Source organism: Plantactinospora sp. ZYX-F-223 (assembly GCF_039649625.1).
Taxonomy (GTDB): domain Bacteria; phylum Actinomycetota; class Actinomycetes; order Mycobacteriales; family Micromonosporaceae; genus Plantactinospora.
The window spans coordinates 114,763-133,592 of record NZ_JBDJAV010000002.1; the positions used below are offsets into that span (position 1 = coordinate 114,763).

Consider the following 18,830-nt stretch of genomic DNA (forward strand, 5'->3'; position numbering starts at 1 on the left):
GTCACGGCGCGAGGCCGGCGAGTAGGAGTTGTTTCCAGGACTGGTCGCCGGCGAGCTGGTACTGCCCGCCGGTCGAGCCGAAGGAGAGCGGGCCGCCGGCCGGGCCCAGCGCCAACCCGGTCGCGGGGTCGTAGCCGGCGACCGTGGCGGGGGAGACCGGCGGGACGTCCCCGGCCGGCTCGTCCGACTCCGGCAGCGCCGGCCCGCCGGGCCGGGGCGGCGCCGGGTCCGTGCCGCCCGGGCGGGGCGCCGCCGCGCTGCCCCGGACGCTGGAACCGCGGGCCGCCTCCGCCGAGGTGCAGCGGGTGGACCCGTCGTAGACGCAGGCGGGCGGGTCGGCGACGTTCACCACGAGCCCGAAGTGCACGGTGCCGTCGCCGGGGGTGACGGTGAACGCGCCGTCGACCACCAGCGGGTAGACCACCAGCAGTTGCTCGATGCCGGGCAGCCGCCGGGCGGCCACCCCGTTCACCGCGACCAGGTTGCCGAGCAGGGTGCCGATCGACGGGTCCAGGTCGCGCAGCAGGCCGACCAGTTCGCCTGCGGCGCCCGGTCCGTCGGCGAGGATCCGCCGCAGATCCGGGTCGGCCGCCCGGACCGTCTCGGCGAGCCGGGCCAGCCCGTCCGCCCAGCGACGCAGCGCGGCGGCGGACTCCTGCTGGGTACGCAGCACCGTGCGCGCGTCCCGGATCAGCGTCACGGTCTCCGGCAGCCGTACGGTCGCCTCGGCCAGCAGCGCGCCGCTCGCGTCGAGGATCCGGCGCAGTGCCGCCTCGTTGCCCTCGAAGGCGACGCCCAGTTCGTCGATCACCACCGCCAGGTCGTCCGGGTCGATGGAGCGGACCAGCGCGTCCAGATTGGCCAGCAGGGTCTCCGGGGCCAGCGGGGTGCCGGTGCGGTCCCGGGGGATCACCGAACCGTCCCGCAGGTAGGGGCCGGTGTCGCGCTCGGGGCGCAGGTCGACGTACTGCTCACCGACGGCGGAACGGTGCGAGACCACCGCCCGCAGCGCGTCGGGTACCCGGACTCCCTCGTCCAGCCGGAGGGTGACCCGGACCGCCCCGTCGTGCAGGTCGACCGCCTCGACCCGGCCGACCGGGAAACCCCGGTAGCTGACCGACGCGTTCGGGAAGATGCCCCCGGAGTCGGCGAAGTCGGCGTGCACCAGATAACCGTGGCCGAGCAGCCGGTCGCCGAGCCCGACGTAGCGGACCGCGACGTAGCTGATCCCGAGCACGCTGACCAGCAGGAACGCCAGTACCTGGAGTCGGGCGGTACGTCCGATCATCGCAGTAACCCCCCGCCGAGTACGTCGAGCAGCCCGCCGGTCCGCCCGTTCGTCGCCCCGTCCGGCGGCGGCAGCAGGCAGCCGGGGGAGAGGATGGTGCCCAGCGGCAGTTTGGTGCCGGGCGGGAAGATGGTGCCCGGCGGCACCACACCACGGGGTGGCAGCAGCCCGCCCGGCGGCAGCAGCGACCCGGGACGGAGCAGTTCACAGCCGGGCGGCAGCTCGCACTCGGGCAGCAGCGGCGGCAGCCAGTCGATCGGCAGCAGCCCGCCGATCGGCAGGCAGATCGGCGGCAGTACGCCGGGCAGCAGCGGACCGACCCCGCCCGGCCGCTCGTCGCCGCTGCCGCCGGGGCGCTGCCCGCCGCCGGTCGCACCCGGGCGGTTGCCGCTGGCGGTGCCACCGGGCCGGGTCCCGCCCTTCGACGGCGGCTTCGCCACCGGCTTGGCCGAGAAGAGGTTCGACAGGATGGTCGCGGCGTCCAGGTCGGCGGTGAGCGACAGGTTGATGTAGTCGCCGACGATCGCCCCGGTGACGTTCGGTGGGAACGGGTACGACAGCATGAAGTCGAGCGACTTCGGCAGCGCGTCGCCGGCCCGGACGAGTTGTTCGAGCGTCGGTTGCAGGGCCCGTACGCTCGCCACCAGGTCCTCCCGGCTCTCGGTGACCACCCGGGCGCCCACCCGACCCAGTTCGCCGAGGGCGGTCACCGCCTCGCTGAGCTGCTCCCGCTGCTCGGCCAGCACCGTCAGGCCGGGGTCGAGCGCGGAGAGCGCGTCACCGATCACGGCCCGCTGCCGGGCCAGCCGATCCGTCAACCGGTCCAGCGCGTCCACCGCGCGGACCAGATCCGCCTTCTGCCGGTCGAGCCCGGTCACGAAGGTGTCCAACTGGCGCAGCGCGTCCCGGGCGGCCGGCTCCCGACCCTGCAACGCGGCGGCGAGTTCCTGGTTGATCGTCTTGAGCTGGGCGAGCCCGCCGCCGTTGAGTAGCAGCCCGAGCGCGGCAAGCACCTCCTCGACCTCGGCCGACCGCTTTGTCCGGGCCAGCGGGATCACCGCGTCGTCGGCGAGCTGCCCGGCGGGTGGCTCGGTGACCGGGGCGGCCAACGCGACGTACTTCTCGCCGAGCAGACTGGTCTGCCGGACCGCGGCGGTGGCGTTGCCGGGCAGCGTCACGGTGCGGTCGATGTCGAGCCGGACCAGGGCGGTCCAGCCGCGCAGCGATATCTCCCGCACGCTGCCCACGGTGACGTCGTTGACCTTGACGGACGCCTGCGGTACCAGGTCGAGCACGTCGGTGAACTCGGCCGTGACCTGGTACGCCGGCCCGTCCGGTGCCCCGCCGGGCAGCGGCAGGTCGGCCAGGTCCGGGGTGCCGCAGCCGGTCGCCCCGACGGTCGCCGCCATCAGCGCCGCGACCGCCCGCGTCACCGTCCGCCCGCCCCCGGACCGGGTCGCCGGACGGGTCTCGGGGGAAACCGGCCGGCTCATCGGAGACCTCGCAGGATGCCGCCCAGCGTGCGGTCGAGCGACACCTCCGGTCCCGGCGCTCCCGGTGCGGGTGTGGCCGTACCGTCGCCGGTGGCCGGCGGCTGCGGCGTCGCCGGTGCGGGCTTGCCGGACGGCGGCAGGTTGAGCAGCTTGCGCAGCTCCTCCGGCAGCGGGAGTCGCTTCAGGTTCAGCGTCTCGGCCAGCTCGAAGCAGCGCTTGGGTACCTTCGGCGCCGGCAGCGCGTCGGCCAGCGTGGCGCAGACGTACGCCGCCGGGTCGTACGGGCCGAGCAGGTTGTCCCGGGTGTCCAGGGTGCCGGACCGGGCGTTGTAGGCCAGGTTCAGGTTGGAGAGCGTCAGCGGTGCCACGTCCAGGATCTTGATGAGCGCCTTCTGCTGCCGGACCAGTATGTTCGTCACGTCCGCCAGCGCGTCCACGTTGGATTTCAGGATGGCCCGGTTGTCCCGGACGAACCGGGTGACCTCGCCGAGCGCGGTCGCCAGGTTGCGCAGCGCGGCGGCCAGGTCGCCCCGCTCGGCGGCGAGCTGGGTGGCCACGTCGGCGAGCCGGGAGTTGAACGCCCGCACCTGCTGGTCGCTGCGGGCCAGTGCGGTGGTGAACCGTTGCAGGTTCGCCACCGTGCCGAACAGGTCCTGCCGCCCGTCGGCGAGGGTGTCCAGGGCCTGGGAGAGCCCGTCCAGGGTGTCGTGCAGGTTGTCGCCGTTGCCGGCCAGGTTGGCCCGGGCGGTGCCGAGCAGATCGTCCAGCGCCCCGTCGGCGTTGGCGCCGTCCGGCCCGAGCGCCCGGTTGAACTCGTCGAGCGCCCGGTAGATGTCGTCGATCTCCATCGGCGCCATCGTCCGGTCCACCGGCAGCTCGGCGCCGTCGGGCAGCCGGGCACCGCCGGAGAAGGCCGGGGTGAGCTGGACGTACCTGTCGCTGACCAGGCTCGGCGGCACGATCACCGCCGACGCGTCGGCCGGGATGTCGTGCCGGGCGTCGTAGCGCAGCTCCATCCGGATGGTACGCCCGGCCGGGGAGATCGAGACGACCTCACCGATCCGGACCCCGAGCACCCGTACGTCGGAGCCGGGGTGGATGCCGACTGCCCGGGCGAAGTGCGCGACGAGGCGACGCTGCGGGGTGCCCTGGTGCAGCACCACGAACGCGACCGCGGCGGCTACCACCACGGTCACCCCGGCGGCGAGCAGCGCCCGCCGACGGTTCGGCGGAGCGAGGAACACCGGCCGGCCCATCAGCGACCTCCCGTCGGCACGTACGGCTGGAGCAGTCCGCGAAGATAGGAGTCGAACCACCGGCCGTTGCCCAGCACGTTGGTGAACGCGTCGAGGAAGGGCCCCATCGTCTGCAACGTCCGCTCCAGGTCGTCGCGGTTGCGTTGCAGGGTGGCCACCACCCCGCGCAACTGGCGCAGCGTCGGCTCCAGCGTGGCGCGGTTGTCGGCGACCAGCCCGGAGAGCTGGGTCGACAGGTCCCGGGTGCCGACCAGCAGTTCGTGGATCGCGTCCCGCCGCCGGTGCACCTCGTCGAGCAGCAGCGTCCCGTCGGCGACCAGCCGGCGGAACTCCTCGTCCCGGTTCGCCAGCACGTCGGTGACGCTCCGGGCCCGCTCCAGCAGCTCGCGCAGCTCGGCGTCCCGGCTGGCGACCGTGCGGGAGAGCCGGGAGAGCCCGTCCAGCGAGGAACGCACGCTGCCCGGCGTGTCGGCGAAGGTCTCCGCGAGGGTGGTGAACGCGGTCGCCAACTGGGCGGTGTCGATCTCGTCGAGCGTGCCGGCCAGCCCGGTGACCGCCTGCATCACGTCGAACGGCGACGCCGTCCGGGAAAGCGGGATCTCCGCGTCCTCGGCCAGCCGGCCCGGCCCGGCCGGAGCCAGTGCCAGATACTTCTGGCCGAGCACCGTCTTGATCCGGATGGTCGCGCCGGTGTCCCGGCCGAGCCGCAGCTCGCCGTCGTCGATCCGGAACCGCACCCGGACGTACGGGGTGGTGCCGTTGCGGGCCAGGTCCACCTCGGTCACCTCGCCGACGCGTACCCCGGCGACCCGCACCTCGTTCCCCTCGGCCAGCCCGCTGGCGTCCCGGAACGCCGCCGCGTACGCCGGGTTGCCGAGTGCTGAGAGGTCGTCCAGCCGGAACGCCGTCAGCAGCAGGCCGGTCAGCACCACCAGCCCGACCGCGCCGACGGCGACGAGATTGCGCTCCCGGAACGGTTTCACCGGGCACCTCCTGATCCGGCGCAGCGGGCGGCCTGGGAACTGAACGTCGCCGGGTTGACGCCCTGCCCGCCGAGCGCCAGCCGGCCGTCGAAGTCGCAGACGAAGAGGTTGAGCCAGGAGCCGTGCGAGGCGACCCGGGTCAGCGCCTCGTACCGGTCGGGCAGCCGGCCGAGGGTGCCGTCGATCACCGCCGCGTTCCGGTTGAGGGTGCCGGCCAGTTCGCCGAGTTCGGTCACGTCGGCGGCGAGCGCCGGCCGGGCATCGGCGAGCAGCGCGGCGGTGCTGCCGGTGAGCTTGCCGAGGTTGACCAGCGCCGCACCGATCGCCTCCCGGTCGCCGGCCAGTCCCGAGACGAACTGCTGCAACGACCGGATCGTCTGGTCGAGCTCGGCGTCCCGGGAGTCGAGGGTGGCGAGCACCGAGTTGAGGTTGGTCACCACCCGTCCGATCACCGCGTCCCGGTCGGCCAGGGTGTTGGTCAGCGAGGCGGTGTGCGCCAGCAGGCTGGCCACGGTGCCGCCCTCGCCCTGTAGCACCTGGATGATCTCGTACGCCAGCTTGTTGACGTCCTCGGGCGTCAGCGCGGTGAACAGCGGCCGGAACCCGTTGAAGAGCGTGGTCAGGTCGAGGGCCGGGGTGGTCTGGCCGAGCGGGATCAGCCCGTCCGGGCGCAGCGGCGGTCCGCCGCCCGGTCCCTCGGCGAGCGCGACGTAGCGCTGGCCGATCAGGTTGCGGTACCGGATCTTCGCCCGCACGGTGGTGCTCAGCGGCACCTCCTCGGTGAGCGTCAGGGTGACCTCGGCGACGCTGTCCTGCACCACCCGGATCCTGTCGACCTGCCCCACCCGGACCCCGGCGATCCGGACGTCGTCCCCGGGCAGCAGTCCGGTGACGTCGGTGAACCGGGCCCGGTAGCTGGTGCCGCCGAAGGAGAACGAACCGAGCGCCTGCCCGAGCACCCCGGTGAGCAGCAGCGTCACCGCGGCGAACGCGACCAGCTTGACCAGCGGTCCGACCGGTACCCGTCTCATCGCGCGTTCACCACCGCTCCGCGCAGCAGCGGACCCCAGAGCAGGACCGCGATGTCGGGTACCTGCACCGGCAGGGTGTCGGTGGCGGCCCCGATGATCGGCTTGAGCAGGTTCTGTTCCTCCTCGGTGCCGGCGGATCCCATCCCCGGTGGGTTGCCGGCGGCCGGGGCATCACCGGTGCTGGTGGCGGTGCCGGCCGGCGGTTTGCCGACCGGCAGCTTGACCGGGCCGGGGCGGGAACCGCCGTGGTCGTAGCCGTCCTCGATCCGCACCTCGGGCGCCGGTGGCGTCGGGTTCGGCAGTTCCCGGCACTGCGGGCCGGTCGAGGCGCCGTACGCCGGGTCGTCCCGGCCGGGCTGGTACGCGCCGTTGTCCCGGGTGACCTCCAGGGTCACGTGCATCCGGCCGTTCCGGAACACCTCCTCGGCGCGCGGCTGCGCTCCCACCAGCCCCTGCATCAGGCACGGATATTCCGGGGCGTACGCGGCCAGCAGCTCCAGCACCGGCCGGCCCAGCTCGCCGAGCCGGATCACCTGGTCACCGTGCCGGTCCAGGAACAGCCGGCCCACGTCGGCGGCGTCGGTGGACTCGGCGAGGAAGGCCGCGAGCTGGGTCCGCTGGTCGGCGACGGTCCGCGCCGTCGGAGTGACGTCCCGGAGGATGGCCAGCAGGTCCGGCAGGGCCGCGTCGTAGGAGTCCAGCACCGCCGCGAGCCGCCGGACGTCCTCGGTGAGCGCCGGCAGCTCTTGGTTGAGTTCGCTGAGGTAGGTGTCGAGGGTCTCCAGGGTCCGGCCGAGCTGCTCGCCGCGACCGTCCAGCGCGGTGGCCAGCGCGGCGAGCGTGCTGGCCAGCTTGTCGGGGTGGATCGACTGGAGCAGCGGCAGCGCCTCGTCGAGTACCCGTTCCAGCTCGACGCCGTTGCGGCTGCGGTCCTGGCTGATCACCGCACCCGCCCGCAGCGGACCGGCGGTGGAGCCGGCCGGGGGGACCAGCGCCACGTACCGCTCGCCGAAGAGGGTCTTCGGCAGCAGCCGGGCGGTGACGTCGGCTGGTATCTGCCCGATCCGGTCCGGGTCGAGCGCCAGCCGCAACCGGGCCTGTGCCCCGTCGCTGTCGACCTCGCGTACCTCGCCGATCGGCACACCGCGCAGCTTCACCTCGGCACCGGGGTTGAGCTGCATCCCGGTCTGGGCGGTGTGCAGGGTCACCCAGGCGACCGGGGTGAAGACCTTGCGGTACTGCAACACGGCCAGCGACAGCGCCGCGCCGAGCAGCACGACGAAGACGAGACCGAGGACGCGCCGGCCCAGCGGCGACCCGCGATGCTCCATGCTCACCTGTTCACCCCGCGATCCGTACGGTGGTGGTCGCGCCCCAGATGGCCAGCGACAGGAAGAAGTCGACGATGTTGATCGCCACGATGGCGGTACGCACGGCGCGGCCGACCGCCATCCCGACCCCGGCCGGCCCGCCACTGGCGTGGTAGCCGTAGTGGCAGTGCACCAGCACGACGATGACGCTGAACACCAGCACCTTGCCGAACGACCAGAGCACGTCCACCGGGGGCAGGAAGAGGTGGAAGTAGTAGTCGTAGGTGCCCGCCGACTGTCCGAAGTAGAAGACCGCGATGCCTCTGGTGGCCAGATAGCTGGAGAGCAGGCCGATCACGTACAGCGGGATGACCGCGACGAAGCCGGCGATCATCCGGGTGGTGACCAGGAACGGCAGCGAGGAGACGCCCATCACCTCCAGGGCGTCGACCTCCTCGGAGATCCGCATCGCGCCGAGCTGGGCGGTGAAGCCGGAGCCGACCGTCGCCGACAGCGCCAGCCCGGCGACCAGCGGGGCGATCTCCCGGGTGTTGAAGTAGGCCGAGATGAAGCCGGTGAACGCGCTGCTGCCGAGCTGGTCCAGCGCCTGGTAGCCCTGGAGCCCCACCTCGGTGCCGGTGAAGAAGGTCAGGAAGCAGATCACCCCGACGGTGCCACCGGCGACCGCGAGCGCGCCGCGACCGAAGCTGATCTCGGCGAGCAGCCGCACCACCTCCCGGCGGTAGCGGTGCAGGGCCCGGGGGGTCCAGGCGAACGCCCGCAGGTAGAACGCGAGCTGGCCGCCGAGGTTGTCCAGGGTACGCAGCATCGGCCCTCACATCCCCCGCTGCGGCACGAGCTGGAAGTAGACCGCGGTGATCACGAAGTTCAGCGCGAAGAGCAGCATGAAGGTGAGTACGACGCTCTGGTTGACCGCGTCGCCGACCCCCTTCGGCCCGCCCCGCGCCGTCATCCCGTGGTACGACGCCACCAGCGCGGCCACCGCACCGAACAGCACCGCTTTCACCTCGCCGACGGCCAGGTCGGAGAGTTGCCCCAGCGCCTGGAAACTGGCCAAATACGCTCCCGGGGTGCCGCCCTGCATCACCACGTTGAAGAAGTAGCCGCCGGCCACCCCGACGACGCTGACCAGCCCGTTGAGCAGCGCCGCGACGAGTGCGGCGGCGACGATCCGGGGCGCGACGAGCCGGTGCACCGGGTCGATGCCGAGCACCTCCATCGCGTCCAGCTCCTCGCGGATCTTCCGGGCACCGAGGTCGGCGCAGATCGCCGAGCCGCCCGCCCCGGCGATGATCAACGCGGTCACGATGGGGCTCGCCTCGCGTACCACGGCCAGTACCGAGGTGGCGCCGGTGAACGACTGGGCGCCGAGCTGGCGTACCAGGGAACCGAGCTGTAGTGCGATCACCGCACCGAACGGGATCGCCACCAACGCGGCCGGCAGGATCGACACCGAGCTGATGAACCAGGTCTGCTGCACGAACTCGCGGACCTGGAACGGCCGCCGGAACAGCCCGCGCAGCGCGTCGAGGCAGAAGGCGAAGAAGTAGCCGGGGCCGCGCAGCCCGGCCGCCACCCGGGTCGGGCCGCCGGCCTGGCCGGTGCCGGTCGGCGCGCTCATCGCAGCGCCTCGGTCGGCTGCCACACGCTGCCCTGCACGCCCCGGAACGAGCCGGCCGGGGGTGTGACACCGTGCTCCTCGCACCACCGACCCGGCGGCTGCTCGGCGGCGCGGGGCCGCCCGTCGGAGGGGGCGAGTTGCAGCGGGATCGGCGGCAGCGGCGGCAGCTCCGCCCCGGCCTCGGCCTCGGCCCGCAGCTCGTCGGAGTCCTTCTCCTCGGCCATCCCGATCGGGCCGATCCGCTGCGCGTTGAGGAACTGCCGGACCACCGGCTCGGTGCTGCTGAGCAACATCTCGCGCGGCCCGAACATGGCCAGGTGACCGTGGTAGATCAGCCCGATGTTGTCCGGCACCGTGCGGGCGGTGTTGATGTCGTGCGTGACGATCAGGAACGTCGCACCGGTCTGCTGGTTGAGGTCGATGATGAGCTGGTTCAGGTACGCGGTGCGGACCGGGTCGAGCCCGGAGTCCGGCTCGTCGAAGAGGATGATCTGCGGGTCCAGCACCAGCGCCCGGGCCAGCCCGGCCCGCTTGCGCATGCCGCCGGAGATCTCGCCCGGCAGCTTCCGCTCCGCGCCGAGCAGCCCGACCATCTCCAGCTTCTCGTGCACCACCGCCCGGATCTGCGACTCCGACTTGCGGGTGTGCTCGCGCAGCGGAAAGGCGACGTTGTCGTAGATGTTCATCGAGCCGAACAGCGCGCCGTCCTGGAACAGCACGCCGAAGAGCTTGCGGACCTCGCAGAGGGCGCGTTCGGAGAGCCGGGGGAGGTCCTGACCCTCGATCCAGATCGCCCCACGGTCCGGCTTCAGCAGCCCGACCAGCGTCTTGAGGAAGACCGACTTGCCGGTGCCGGAGGGGCCGAGCAGCACCGAGATCTCGCCCGCCGGCAGGGTCAGACTGACGTCGGACCAGACCGGTTGCCCGCCGAAGGACTTCGTCAGCCCCTCGACCCGTACCTCGACGCCCATCCGCACACCCGCCCGCCGCAGCTTCCGGTGGACCGTCCGTCCACCGCCGTCTCTGGTGGACATCGTCCGGGCCGCGCCGCGCGTAACAGCGATGGCCGGTAATTCTTCGACCACTTTCCGTGGGTACGCCGGTGAGCCGCCGGCGCGACGTCCGAGAACCGCACCCCGCCGGTGGTGCTATCCGGCGGCTCCCGCTACGGTGCGGTTAACCCGCCGGTAACTCCAGGCGTGGTGCCGGACGAAGGTGTGGGCCCGACGAAGGTGCGACCGCATACATGACCGCAGCACCCGAGACAGAACTTGTCGCGCGCGCGGCTCGACGCGACCCCGAGGCGACGGCGGCACTGCTCACCGAGGTCCGTCCCGGCCTGGTCCGGTACTGCCGGGCCCGGCTCGGCCGGATCGGCGGCGCGTACGCCACCGCCGACGACGTGGCCCAGGAGGTCTGCCTGGCGGTGCTCCGGGCGCTGCCCCGCTACCGGGACCAGGGCAGGCCGTTCTCCGCGTTCCTCTACACCATCGCCGCGCACAAGGTTGCCGACGCGCAGCGGGCCGCCATCCGCGACTCGGCCGTCACCACCGGCGGTCCGCTGCCGGACGAGCCGGACGCCGAACCCGGCCCCGAACAGCGGGCCGTCGCCACCGACCTCGCCCGCCGGCTCTCCGCGCTGCTGGCCCGGCTGCCCGAGGTGCACCGGGAGATCGTCCTGCTCCGGGTGGCGGTCGGCCTCACCGCCGATGAGGTCGGTCTGATCGTGGGAATGTCGGCCGCCGCCGTCCGGGTGACCCAGTCCCGCGCCCTGGCCCGGCTCCGCGCGCTGGCCGGCACCGCCCTGGACGAGGTCGCCGCATGAGTACGCTACGAAGCGGTGCAGAGCGAGACGACGGTACGGACGAGCGCGGCGGCGCCGTGCCGGGGCGGGATGTGACGTTGACCGGCCGGGACGGCGAGTCTGGATGGAGTGCCGAGCGGGCAGCGGCGCGCCGGTCCTCGGCCCAGCCGCACCAGCTCACCGACCCGGACCTCGACCTCGACCTCCATCCGTCGGCCGGTCCCGATCCGTCGGACGATCCCGATCTGACGGCCGATCCCGATCCGGCGGTGGTCGCGGCGGACGACCTGCTGCTCGACACGTGGGGACGGGGAGCGTCGGCGGTCGGCGACGACCCGCTGGCCGGGCTGCTCACCGCCTGGCGCGCGGAACTCGACGCCGATCTGCCGGCGTTCGACCTCGACACCGCGTTCGCGCTGACCACGCCTCAGCCGGCCGGACAGGGCCCGGACGGCATCCGCCCGCCCCGTACCGCAGTCCCGGTCCGCCGACCCGGTCCCGGTGCTTCGGCGAGCCGGCCGCCGGCCGGACGTCGCCCCGGTGCCGGCCCGGCCGGCTCCGCGCGGGAAGCCGCCGTGCGACCGGGGCCGTCCCGCCCACCGGTGCGCCCCGGCCCGCTCGTCCGCCGGCTCGTGCTGTCCAGCGTGGTCGGTGTCGTCGTGACCGCCCTGCTCGGGCTCGGCGTCAACCACGCGGGGCCGACCAGCCCGCTCTGGCCGGTCGCGTCGGCGGTCTATCCGGACCGGTCCGCGGTCCGCGCCGCCGAGCACACCATCCAACTCGCCCGGGAGGCGGTGGCGGAGCGCCGCTACGCCGAGGCGCGCGCGGAACTGGACCGCGCGGCCGTGCAGGTGACCGAGATCCGCGACTCGGCGGAGGCCGGGCGGCTGCGTACCGAGATCGAGCGGGTCCGGCTCGGACTGCCCGGATCGGCGGACCGGTCCGAGGCGCCCAGCGGCGAGGGTTCGACTCCGGTCCGACCGGTGCCACCGACACCGGGTGCGGGGCGTACCCCGGCTCCGGCGCGTACCCCTGGCGATGCGGCACCGCCGACGGTGCGGTCCGGTCCGGCGCAGCCGCCACCGGCGAGCCCGTCGCGCCGGGAGGTACTGCCGCTGCCGGTACCCCTGCTGCCGTCGCTGCTGCCGTCCGGGCTGCCGCTGCTGCCCAGCGGTGGCTGCGTGCTGCTCTGCCCACCCGACTGACCCGGCCCCCGGGGTGACCACGCCCTGCCCGGACAAGCTCGCCGAGCGGCCACTCGCGGCACAAGGGATCGATGGCCGGCGGTAGTCTGACGGGCAGTGGCGGGATCGCCGCCCGACGCATCCGACCGACCTAGCCCGGAGGATGACGATGGACCAGGCAACGTCGCTGCCCTCGCGGGTCCGGCCCGGCATCCGATGGTTGCTGGCCGCGCTCCTGCTCGCGGTGGCGGCCGGTGCCCTGCTGCTGTTCCTGCCGGTCACAACCGTCCTGGAGGCCACCCGCGACAGCGGGGCCGCTAGCCCGATGATGGTGGTTCGCGAGGTGCGGCAGCCCCTCGTGCAGGCGCAGGGGTGGGGCGTGGCGCTGCTGTTGCTGGTCCCGGTGCTGCTCTGCGCGATGCCGCTGCTCGGCACCGGGGCCGCCCGGCTACCGGTGACGGTCGCCGCCGTGGTGCTGCTCGGGCTGGGCGTCCTGGTGAGCCTCGCCTCGCTCGGGCTCTTCTACCTGCCCAGCCTGGTGTTGCTGGTGGTCGCCGCCGTACGGATGTCCGCCGGGACCGGCAGGCCGACGAGCTGAGGCGGTGCTGCGGGGCTCAGCCGGCGCGCTCTTCGACGCAGAAGACGTTGCCCTCGGTGTCGGCAAGTACGACGTACCGGAGGCGGGTCCCCGGTGGCTCCGGGCCATCGTCAGTGGGGTAGTACGGCCAGTCGACCCGCCGCGCGCCGAGCGTGACGAGTCGGTCGACCTCCTCGTCCAGGTCGCGATCGTCGACCTGGAGGTCGAGGTGGATCCGGGGGAACCGTTCGGCGGGGCTCTCGCTGACGTCCATCGCGATGGCGCTGCCGGAGACGCCGGGCGGAGGCGCGAGGACGATCCAGTCGTCACCCTCGTATCGCGGCGGCCGGCGTACGTAGCCGAGGGCCTGCCGCCAGAACTCCCCGGCGCGCTTGTCGTCGATCACCCCCAGCGAGATCTGGCTGATCCTCGTCATGCCGGGGAGCCTAACCGGAACAGCAGTGTGGCGCGGCGGCCGATGGCCGCCGCGCCACAGGGGCGGTGCTCCGGTGTTCGGGTCAGTCCGCGCCCCCGGACACCGGCGGCACCGTACCCCACCCCACACCCAGGGTCAGCCGGTCGAGCAGCTCGCGGTTGGTGTGGTGTTGTTGCCGTTCTTGTAGAGCGTGATACCGAAGTTGTTGCCGTTGCCGTTCGGGCGCGCCGTGAGGGTGCCGCTGGTGCCGCTGATCGAGGCGTTCCAGCTGTTCTGCAGGCTCTGGCCGCTACTCGTGTTAATGGTGACGACCCAGTTGCTGGCACCGCTGACCGAGAAGGTCGTGTTGAACCGGTCGCTCCAGTCCTCGGCCCGGCTCACGCTGACCGTGCAGCCGCCGCTACCGGGCGGCGGGGTGGTCGGGTTGGGGTTCGGGTTGCCCCCGCCGCCTTCCCGGACGGTGATGTCGGAGCTTCCCTGGCTCTGGTAGCCCTCGGTGGCCATGACCTGGTAGGCCCAGCTGGTGCCGAGGTTCAGGCCGGCGCGGGCCCAGGCGTCCATGTGGTTGCCGAAGGTGATCGTGCCACTGCTGCGCTTCTGCTGCCGGACGCTCCAGAACTGGTAGAACGTGGCGGTGCCGTCGATCGACGGCTGGTTGACCCGCTGGCTGCGGAGGATGTCGTAGGTGCCACCATCGGTGGTTACCGTGCCCATCCGGGTGGCGCCGCTGCTCGGGTTGTAGCTGCCGAAGTTCTCCACGACGTAGTACTCGATGAGCGGGTTCCGCGTCCATCCGTACAGGGCGAGGTAGGTGTTGTTGTTGCCCGGGTTGTAGGTGCCCGAGTAGCTGACCGTCCGCCGGCTACCGCTGGACCAGCCCTTGCCGCCGACCCAGTTGTTGGTGCTCCTGCTCCACGAGCTGGAGTACCGGCCGTTCTCGCGCAGCACCATGCAGGCGTCGCCACTGTCCTTCCAGAACGAGAAGTAGAACCCGTTGTGCGTGCCGGTGCTGTTCGAGCAGACCTGCCGGTCGGCCTCGGCGTGCGCGCTGGGGGCCAGCGCCGTGCCGCTGACCGCCAGCGCCACGGCGCAGGCGGCACCGAAGAGCAGCCGGATGCGGCGCTTTCTCGGTCTGGTGGGGGCGTGGTGCGTGTCGTTCATCTAGCTGCTTCCTCCTCGTGGTGGCTGGCGGGGGCCAGCGGCGCGGTACGACCCGGCAGGGTTGTCAGCCCCCGGCAACGGGCACCGGGCGCCAGCGTCGTACGGCGCGGTGGTGGTGGGCCGGTCGTCGCGCGGTCGACAACCGGAGGAGCGGAACGTGGTGGTAAGCCATCGACAGTGGTGAAGGTCTGCCGATGGCGACAGTATTGGTCGGGTTCCGGTCACATGTCAACGCTTCCCGGAAATATTGCGGAAACCATCGGCTGGTAGCGATTCGCTCCGAGGTTGTTTCAGCAGGTCAGTGTGTCGGCTGACCGGTCGGGACAGCGGCTCGTCGGCCGGAATGACAATCGGGTACCCGAGATCCGGAGGGGCGTGACCGAAAGTTACGGAGAACTTCCGGACCATGTCGCGGTCGGACGGGGGCGGGAGCGGGCTCGGGGAGGAACTCGCGGGTGGCGGCCGGGCCGCCACCCGCGAGTGCTGGTCAGCTCTGGACGACGTGCGCGGTCAGCCCCAGTTCTGCGGGGCCTGCTGCCGGGTGGTGACGTTGATCCGGTTGAAGAAGTTGGTGGTGGCGATCCAGAGCACGAGAGCCGCCAGCTCCCGCTCGTTGAAGTGCTTGGCCGCCTCGTCCCAGATCTCGTCCGGCACGGCGTCGGCCCGGTCGGCCATCCGGGTGGCCGCCTCGGCGAGGGCCAGCGCCGCACGCTCGGCGTCGGTGAAGTACGGCGTCTCCCGCCAGACCGCCACCGCGAAGAGCCGTTCGTCGGTCTCGCCGTTCTTCTTCGCGGCCCGGGCGCCGCTGTCCACGCACGGGCCGCACCCGTTGATCTGGCTGGCCCGCAGGTGTACGAGCTCCAGCGTCGACGCCGGCAGGCCGACCGAGTGGCTCTCCTTGTAGAGCAGGTTGACCGCCTTGACCGCCTCCGGCAGGAGCGCGGCGGGGTTGTTGATCCGTGCCTGCATGACTGTCTCCCTTACGATCTTGATGCTGGCCGGTGCCGCTGTCACACCGGCCCGTTCTGGTCCGTCGCTGTGTTGACGAACCCGGGGAGCGAGCCGTGACAAACGTGGCATGGCTCACAATGCGGGCAAGGAACGGCGAAGTGAGGGCTCTACCGTGACTGACAAGGACCTGCTGGCCGAACGGTTCGAGGCGAACCGGCCGCAGTTGCGCGCCGTGGCGTACCGGATGCTCGGGTCGTCGGCCGAGGCGGACGACGCGGTCCAGGAGGCGTGGCTGCGGCTGAGCCGGACCGACACCACCGGAGTCGACAACCTCGGCGCCTGGCTGACCACCGTGGTCGGCCGGATCTGCCTGGACATGCTCCGGTCCCGTGGCTCCCGCCGCGAGGACCCGCTGGACACCCGTACCGTCGAACCGGTCGCCACCTCCGACCAGGCCGACCCGGAGCGGGAGGCGATGCTGGCCGACTCGGTCGGCCTGGCGCTGCTGGTCGTGCTGGAAACCCTCACCCCCGCCGAACGGCTCGCCTTCGTCCTGCACGACCTGTTCGCGGTCTCCTACGACGAGATCGCCCCGATCGTCGGGCGCAGCCCCGCCGCGTCCCGGCAGCTCGCCAGCCGGGCCCGCCGGCGGGTCCAGGCGGATGCCGCCACCCCGGAGGCGGACCTGCCGCGCCAGCGGGAGATCGTCGACGCCTTCCTCACCGCCGCGCGCGGCGGCGAGGTCAGCACCCTGCTCACCCTGCTCGACCCGGACGTGGTCATGCGGGCCGACAGCGCCGCCGCCCGGCTGGGCGGTCCCGCGGAACTGCGCGGCGCGCAGAACATCGCCGGCTTCTTCGCCGGCCGGGCCGATGCCGCGCGGACGGCCGTCGTCGATGGCGCTCCGGGCGCCGTGGTGGTGCTGCGGGGCAAGATCCGGTTCGCCCTCAGCTTCATCGTCCGCGACGGCCGGATCATCGGCATCGACGTGGTCGCCGACTCGGAGCAGTTGCACGCACTGGACATCACGACGACCGGCGTCGAGTTCGGCGGATCTGACCGGTAACTCACGCCGGTTCAGCACCGGTTGCTCTGCGAGCGTGGCGGGGGGCGCCGGCTGGCGGCCCGGCGGGACCGCACCGGAGCGGGCCCGCCGGAGCCGGACTCAGTTCCCCACGCCAGCCGGACTCAGTTCCCCACGCCGAGGCTGGACATGAACGCGGGCGGGTACCGGTCGCCGCGCGCCGCGCCCAGCGGCACCGCCTTGTCGATCTCGGCGAGGTCGTCCGCGCTGAGGCTCAGCTCCATCGCGGGCAGCGCCTCGGCCAGCCGCTCGCGGGTACGGGCGCCGGCCAGCGGCACGATGTCTCCGCCCTGTGCGGCCACCCAGGCAATGGCCAACTGGGCGACGGTGCAGCCCAACGCCCCGGCGATCCGCCGCAGCGCCTCGACCAGGGCGAGGTTGTGTTCCACGTTTCCGCTGGAGAACCGCGGGCTGAAGCCGCGCAGGTCGCCGGGACCGGCGACGTGGCCGGGACTCCAGTGCCCGGAGATGAGGCCGCGGCCGAGGACGCCGTACGCGGTCAGGCCGATGCCCAGCTCCCGCAGCGTCGGCAGGATCTCCGCCTCCACCGCGCGGGACAGCAGCGAGTACTCGATCTGGAGGTCGGCGATCGGGTGCACGGCGTGCGCCCGGCGGATCGTCGCGGCGTCCACCTCGGAGAGTCCGACGTACCGCACGTAACCGGCGTCGATCATCTCCTTGATCGCGCCGACCGTCTCCTCGATCGGCACCGCCGGGTCCAGCCGGGCCGGGCGGTAGATGTCGACGTGGTCCGTGCCCAGCCGGGTCAGCGAGTAGGCCAGGAAGTTCCTCACCGCCTCGGGCCGGTTGTCCGGCCCGCCGAACGCATGGCCCGGGCCCCGCAACTGGCCGAACTTGACGCTCAGCCGGTAGCTGTCCCGGTCCCGGCCGCGCAGCGCCTCGGCAAGCAGCAACTCGTTGTGGCCCATGGCGTAGAAGTCGCCGGTGTCGATCAACGTGACGCCGGCCTCCAGCGCGGCGTGCACCGTGGCGATGCTCTCCGCGCGGTCTGCCGGACCGTACGCCCCGCCCGACATGCCCATCGCACCCAGGCCCAGCGCGGAAACGGCGGGTCCGGTACTGCCCAGGGTTCGTGTCTGCATCGCGTTCTCCTTCGTCGTCGATGTCCTCACCCACCCTGCGCCCGGAGCCGGCCGCGCGGGAGCGGAGCGTTCATCGTGGGAGCGCGGGTCCCTGGATCGGATCGCCGGCCGCGAGGAGCATGGGGTCATGCAGCGTGACCAACTCGCCGACTTCCTGCGCCGCCGCCGCGAGGCGATCCGCCCGGCCGAGGTCGGCCTCGCCGACGGCCCCCGCCGCCGCACCGCCGGGCTGCGCCGGGAAGAGGTGGCGATGCTCGCCGGCATGTCGGTCGACTACGTCGTACGCCTGGAGCAGGGCCGCAGCAGCCAGCCCTCGACCCAACTGCTCGGCGCGCTGGCCCGGGCCCTGCGCTTCTCCGACGACGAGCGCGACCACCTGTTCCACCTGGCCGGTCACCGGCCCCCGCCCGCCGACGGGGTGGCCCGGCTGGCCCGCGCCGGCCTGCTGCGCATGCTCGACCTGCTCGGCGACACCCCGGCCCTGGTCCTCTCCGACCTGGGGGAGGTGCTGGCCCAGAACCGGGCCGCCGTGCTGCTGACCGGAGACCACACCGCCTTCTCCGGTGACCGTCGCTACGCCGTGTACCGCTGGTTCACCGACCCGGCCACCCGGGCCGTCCACCCACCGGAGGAGCGCGAGTACCACGGCCGTCAGATCGTGGCCGACCTGCGTGCGGCGGCCGGCCGCCGATCCGGCGACCCCACCGTCACCGGGCTGGTCGAGCAGCTCCAGGCCGCGAGCGCCGACTTCCGCCGGCTCTGGGCCGAGCACGAGGTGGCGGTCCGGCGCGTCGACCGCAAGACCATCGTGCATCCCCGGGTGGGTCGGCTGCTGATGGACTGCGAGACCCTGGTCACTCCCGACCAGGGCCAGCAGTTGCTGGTGCTCACCCCGGCCGACGCCGAGGCCCGCGAACGGCTGGAACTGCTACGGGTGGTCGGCATCGAGGAGTTTCCCACCGGGACCACCGGAGCGTCCGTACGGTGAAGCGGTCGACCGGACCAGGTGCCGGCGGCAGCCGGGCGGCTCAGCCCGAACCGCCGGCCGCGTCGGAGTGACCCGTCCGGCCGCTCAGGACGGTCCGGCGGCAGCCTCGTCGTGCCGGCGCCGCGCGGCGCGGATGTCGTCGCGGTGTGCGCTGGCCCACTCGTCGAGCGCGACCAGCGGCACCAGCAGGGTACGGCCGAGTTCGGTCAGCGCGTAGTCGACCCGGGGCGGGACGCTGGCGTGCACCGTACGGCTGACCAGGCCGTCCCGGACCAGCGCGCGCAGCGTCAGTGTCAGCATGCGCTGGCTGATGCCGTCGACGGCCCGGTGCAGCTCGGTGAAGCGGTGGGTACCCCGGCCGAGCAGCACCACGACCAGCACGCTCCACTTGTCGCCCACCCGGTCCAGCACCTCCCGGACCGGACAGTCGCCGTCGGCGTCCGGGGTGAAGGGCACACGGGTGTGCGTAGCCGACATGGAAGTGCCTCCTTACCGCTGGCATGATACTGACGCACAATTAGGTTACTAACAAGGAGTAA

At 72.7% G+C, this 18,830-nt stretch carries 19 protein-coding genes; 5 read left to right on the forward strand and 14 right to left on the reverse strand.

The features are described 5' to 3' along the window. Nucleotide 1: 1 nt before the first annotated feature. Genes AAH979_RS02925 through AAH979_RS02965 form a run of 9 tightly spaced genes read right to left on the reverse strand, consistent with a single transcriptional unit; the run spans nt 2 to nt 9,974 of the window. Nucleotides 2-1,288: an MCE family protein gene (locus AAH979_RS02925; protein WP_346256411.1), complete on the reverse strand. Its 1,287-nt coding sequence runs from the start codon at nt 1,286-1,288 to the stop codon at nt 2-4. Continuing rightward, nucleotides 1,285-2,781: an MCE family protein gene (locus tag AAH979_RS02930; RefSeq protein ID WP_346256412.1), complete on the reverse strand. Its 1,497-nt coding sequence runs from the start codon at nt 2,779-2,781 to the stop codon at nt 1,285-1,287. Before AAH979_RS02930 ends, AAH979_RS02925 begins: the two co-directional genes overlap by 4 nt. After that, nucleotides 2,778-4,037, reverse strand: a complete 1,260-nt coding sequence (locus tag AAH979_RS02935; protein ID WP_346256413.1) for an MCE family protein — start codon at nt 4,035-4,037, stop codon at nt 2,778-2,780. The genes AAH979_RS02930 and AAH979_RS02935 overlap by 4 nt, the downstream gene beginning before the upstream one ends. After that, the gene (locus AAH979_RS02940) at nt 4,037-5,020 is read right to left on the reverse strand and encodes an MCE family protein (protein ID WP_346256414.1); all 984 of its coding nucleotides are present in this window, start codon (nt 5,018-5,020) and stop codon (nt 4,037-4,039) included. Before AAH979_RS02940 ends, AAH979_RS02935 begins: the two co-directional genes overlap by 1 nt. Then, nucleotides 5,017-6,051, reverse strand: coding sequence for an MCE family protein (locus AAH979_RS02945; protein ID WP_346256415.1), 1,035 nt, complete (start codon nt 6,049-6,051; stop codon nt 5,017-5,019). Before AAH979_RS02945 ends, AAH979_RS02940 begins: the two co-directional genes overlap by 4 nt. Continuing rightward, on the reverse strand, nt 6,048-7,382 hold the full coding sequence (locus AAH979_RS02950; RefSeq protein ID WP_346256579.1) for an MCE family protein: 1,335 nt from the start codon (nt 7,380-7,382) through the stop codon (nt 6,048-6,050). The genes AAH979_RS02945 and AAH979_RS02950 overlap by 4 nt, the downstream gene beginning before the upstream one ends. 10 nt (nt 7,383-7,392) lie before the next feature. Continuing rightward, nucleotides 7,393-8,190 (reverse strand): ABC transporter permease, encoded by a 798-nt coding sequence (locus AAH979_RS02955; protein ID WP_346256416.1) that lies wholly within the window; start codon nt 8,188-8,190, stop codon nt 7,393-7,395. 6 nt (nt 8,191-8,196) lie between these two features. After that, nucleotides 8,197-9,003: an ABC transporter permease gene (locus AAH979_RS02960; protein ID WP_346256417.1), complete on the reverse strand. Its 807-nt coding sequence runs from the start codon at nt 9,001-9,003 to the stop codon at nt 8,197-8,199. Beyond that, entirely contained in the window at nt 9,000-9,974 is a 975-nt protein-coding gene (locus tag AAH979_RS02965) for an ABC transporter ATP-binding protein (RefSeq protein ID WP_346256418.1), read from the reverse strand. Before AAH979_RS02965 ends, AAH979_RS02960 begins: the two co-directional genes overlap by 4 nt. Nucleotides 9,975-10,249: 275 nt before the next feature. Between AAH979_RS02965 and shbA the strand changes: the two genes are divergently transcribed. From shbA to AAH979_RS02980, 3 genes are all read left to right on the forward strand, one after another. Continuing rightward, nucleotides 10,250-10,828, forward strand: a complete 579-nt coding sequence (shbA, locus tag AAH979_RS02970; RefSeq protein WP_346256419.1) for an RNA polymerase sigma factor ShbA — start codon at nt 10,250-10,252, stop codon at nt 10,826-10,828. Further along, on the forward strand, nt 10,825-12,012 hold the full coding sequence (locus AAH979_RS02975) for a hypothetical protein (RefSeq protein WP_346256420.1): 1,188 nt from the start codon (nt 10,825-10,827) through the stop codon (nt 12,010-12,012). Before shbA ends, AAH979_RS02975 begins: the two co-directional genes overlap by 4 nt. Nucleotides 12,013-12,160: 148 nt before the next feature. Then, nucleotides 12,161-12,589, forward strand: a complete 429-nt coding sequence (locus tag AAH979_RS02980) for a hypothetical protein (protein WP_346256421.1) — start codon at nt 12,161-12,163, stop codon at nt 12,587-12,589. A 16-nt stretch (nt 12,590-12,605) separates the two neighbouring features. On the opposite strand, the gene AAH979_RS02985 is transcribed toward AAH979_RS02980, so the two are convergent. The 3 genes from AAH979_RS02985 to AAH979_RS02995 all read right to left on the reverse strand — a co-directional run bounded on the left by AAH979_RS02985 (nt 12,606) and on the right by AAH979_RS02995 (nt 15,134). Then, nucleotides 12,606-13,004, reverse strand: coding sequence for a VOC family protein (locus tag AAH979_RS02985; RefSeq protein WP_346256422.1), 399 nt, complete (start codon nt 13,002-13,004; stop codon nt 12,606-12,608). 135 nt (nt 13,005-13,139) lie between these two features. Next, the gene (locus AAH979_RS02990) at nt 13,140-14,165 is read right to left on the reverse strand and encodes a glycoside hydrolase family 11 protein (RefSeq protein ID WP_346256423.1); all 1,026 of its coding nucleotides are present in this window, start codon (nt 14,163-14,165) and stop codon (nt 13,140-13,142) included. 510 nt (nt 14,166-14,675) lie between these two features. Further along, a complete protein-coding gene (locus AAH979_RS02995) occupies nt 14,676-15,134 on the reverse strand; it encodes a carboxymuconolactone decarboxylase family protein (RefSeq protein WP_346256424.1) in 459 nt (152 codons plus the stop codon). Between the two features lie 154 nt (nt 15,135-15,288). Between AAH979_RS02995 and AAH979_RS03000 the strand changes: the two genes are divergently transcribed. Next, entirely contained in the window at nt 15,289-16,182 is an 894-nt protein-coding gene (locus AAH979_RS03000) for a sigma-70 family RNA polymerase sigma factor (RefSeq protein WP_346256425.1), read from the forward strand. Nucleotides 16,183-16,304: 122 nt separating this feature from the next. Here the strand turns inward: AAH979_RS03000 and AAH979_RS03005 are convergent, their stop codons facing one another. Continuing rightward, entirely contained in the window at nt 16,305-17,303 is a 999-nt protein-coding gene (locus AAH979_RS03005; protein ID WP_346256426.1) for an aldo/keto reductase, read from the reverse strand. Nucleotides 17,304-17,430: 127 nt separating this feature from the next. Here AAH979_RS03005 and AAH979_RS03010 point away from each other — a divergent pair, with 127 nt between their 5' ends. Further along, nucleotides 17,431-18,291 carry a helix-turn-helix transcriptional regulator gene (locus AAH979_RS03010; RefSeq protein WP_346256427.1) on the forward strand — a complete coding sequence of 287 codons (861 nt, stop codon included), beginning with the start codon at nt 17,431-17,433 and terminating at the stop codon, nt 18,289-18,291. 84 nt (nt 18,292-18,375) lie between these two features. Here AAH979_RS03010 and AAH979_RS03015 read toward each other — a convergent pair whose 3' ends face one another. Then, the gene (locus AAH979_RS03015) at nt 18,376-18,768 is read right to left on the reverse strand and encodes a helix-turn-helix domain-containing protein (RefSeq protein ID WP_346256428.1); all 393 of its coding nucleotides are present in this window, start codon (nt 18,766-18,768) and stop codon (nt 18,376-18,378) included. Between the last annotated feature and the right edge of the window lie 62 nt (nt 18,769-18,830).

Bases quoted from the DNA above. Each gene is read 5' to 3' on its own strand.
- AAH979_RS02965 (WP_346256418.1), bottom strand. From the start codon at position 9,974: ATGGGCGTCGAGGTACGGGTCGAGGGGCTGACGAAGTCCTTCGGCGGG.
- AAH979_RS03015 (WP_346256428.1), bottom strand. From the start codon at position 18,768: ATGTCGGCTACGCACACCCGTGTGCCCTTCACCCCGGACGCCGACGGC.
- AAH979_RS02950 (WP_346256579.1), bottom strand. From the start codon at position 7,382: ATGGAGCATCGCGGGTCGCCGCTGGGCCGGCGCGTCCTCGGTCTCGTC.
- AAH979_RS02935 (WP_346256413.1), bottom strand. From the start codon at position 4,037: ATGGGCCGGCCGGTGTTCCTCGCTCCGCCGAACCGTCGGCGGGCGCTG.
- AAH979_RS02990 (WP_346256423.1), bottom strand. From the start codon at position 14,165: ATGAACGACACGCACCACGCCCCCACCAGACCGAGAAAGCGCCGCATC.
- AAH979_RS02955 (WP_346256416.1), bottom strand. From the start codon at position 8,190: ATGCTGCGTACCCTGGACAACCTCGGCGGCCAGCTCGCGTTCTACCTG.
- AAH979_RS02985 (WP_346256422.1), bottom strand. From the start codon at position 13,004: ATGACGAGGATCAGCCAGATCTCGCTGGGGGTGATCGACGACAAGCGC.
- AAH979_RS02930 (WP_346256412.1), bottom strand. From the start codon at position 2,781: ATGAGCCGGCCGGTTTCCCCCGAGACCCGTCCGGCGACCCGGTCCGGG.
- AAH979_RS02980 (WP_346256421.1), top strand. From the start codon at position 12,161: ATGGACCAGGCAACGTCGCTGCCCTCGCGGGTCCGGCCCGGCATCCGA.
- AAH979_RS02925 (WP_346256411.1), bottom strand. From the start codon at position 1,288: ATGATCGGACGTACCGCCCGACTCCAGGTACTGGCGTTCCTGCTGGTC.
- AAH979_RS02960 (WP_346256417.1), bottom strand. From the start codon at position 9,003: ATGAGCGCGCCGACCGGCACCGGCCAGGCCGGCGGCCCGACCCGGGTG.
- AAH979_RS02995 (WP_346256424.1), bottom strand. From the start codon at position 15,134: ATGCAGGCACGGATCAACAACCCCGCCGCGCTCCTGCCGGAGGCGGTC.
- AAH979_RS02975 (WP_346256420.1), top strand. From the start codon at position 10,825: ATGAGTACGCTACGAAGCGGTGCAGAGCGAGACGACGGTACGGACGAG.
- shbA (WP_346256419.1), top strand. From the start codon at position 10,250: ATGACCGCAGCACCCGAGACAGAACTTGTCGCGCGCGCGGCTCGACGC.
- AAH979_RS03010 (WP_346256427.1), top strand. From the start codon at position 17,431: ATGCAGCGTGACCAACTCGCCGACTTCCTGCGCCGCCGCCGCGAGGCG.
- AAH979_RS02945 (WP_346256415.1), bottom strand. From the start codon at position 6,051: ATGAGACGGGTACCGGTCGGACCGCTGGTCAAGCTGGTCGCGTTCGCC.
- AAH979_RS03005 (WP_346256426.1), bottom strand. From the start codon at position 17,303: ATGCAGACACGAACCCTGGGCAGTACCGGACCCGCCGTTTCCGCGCTG.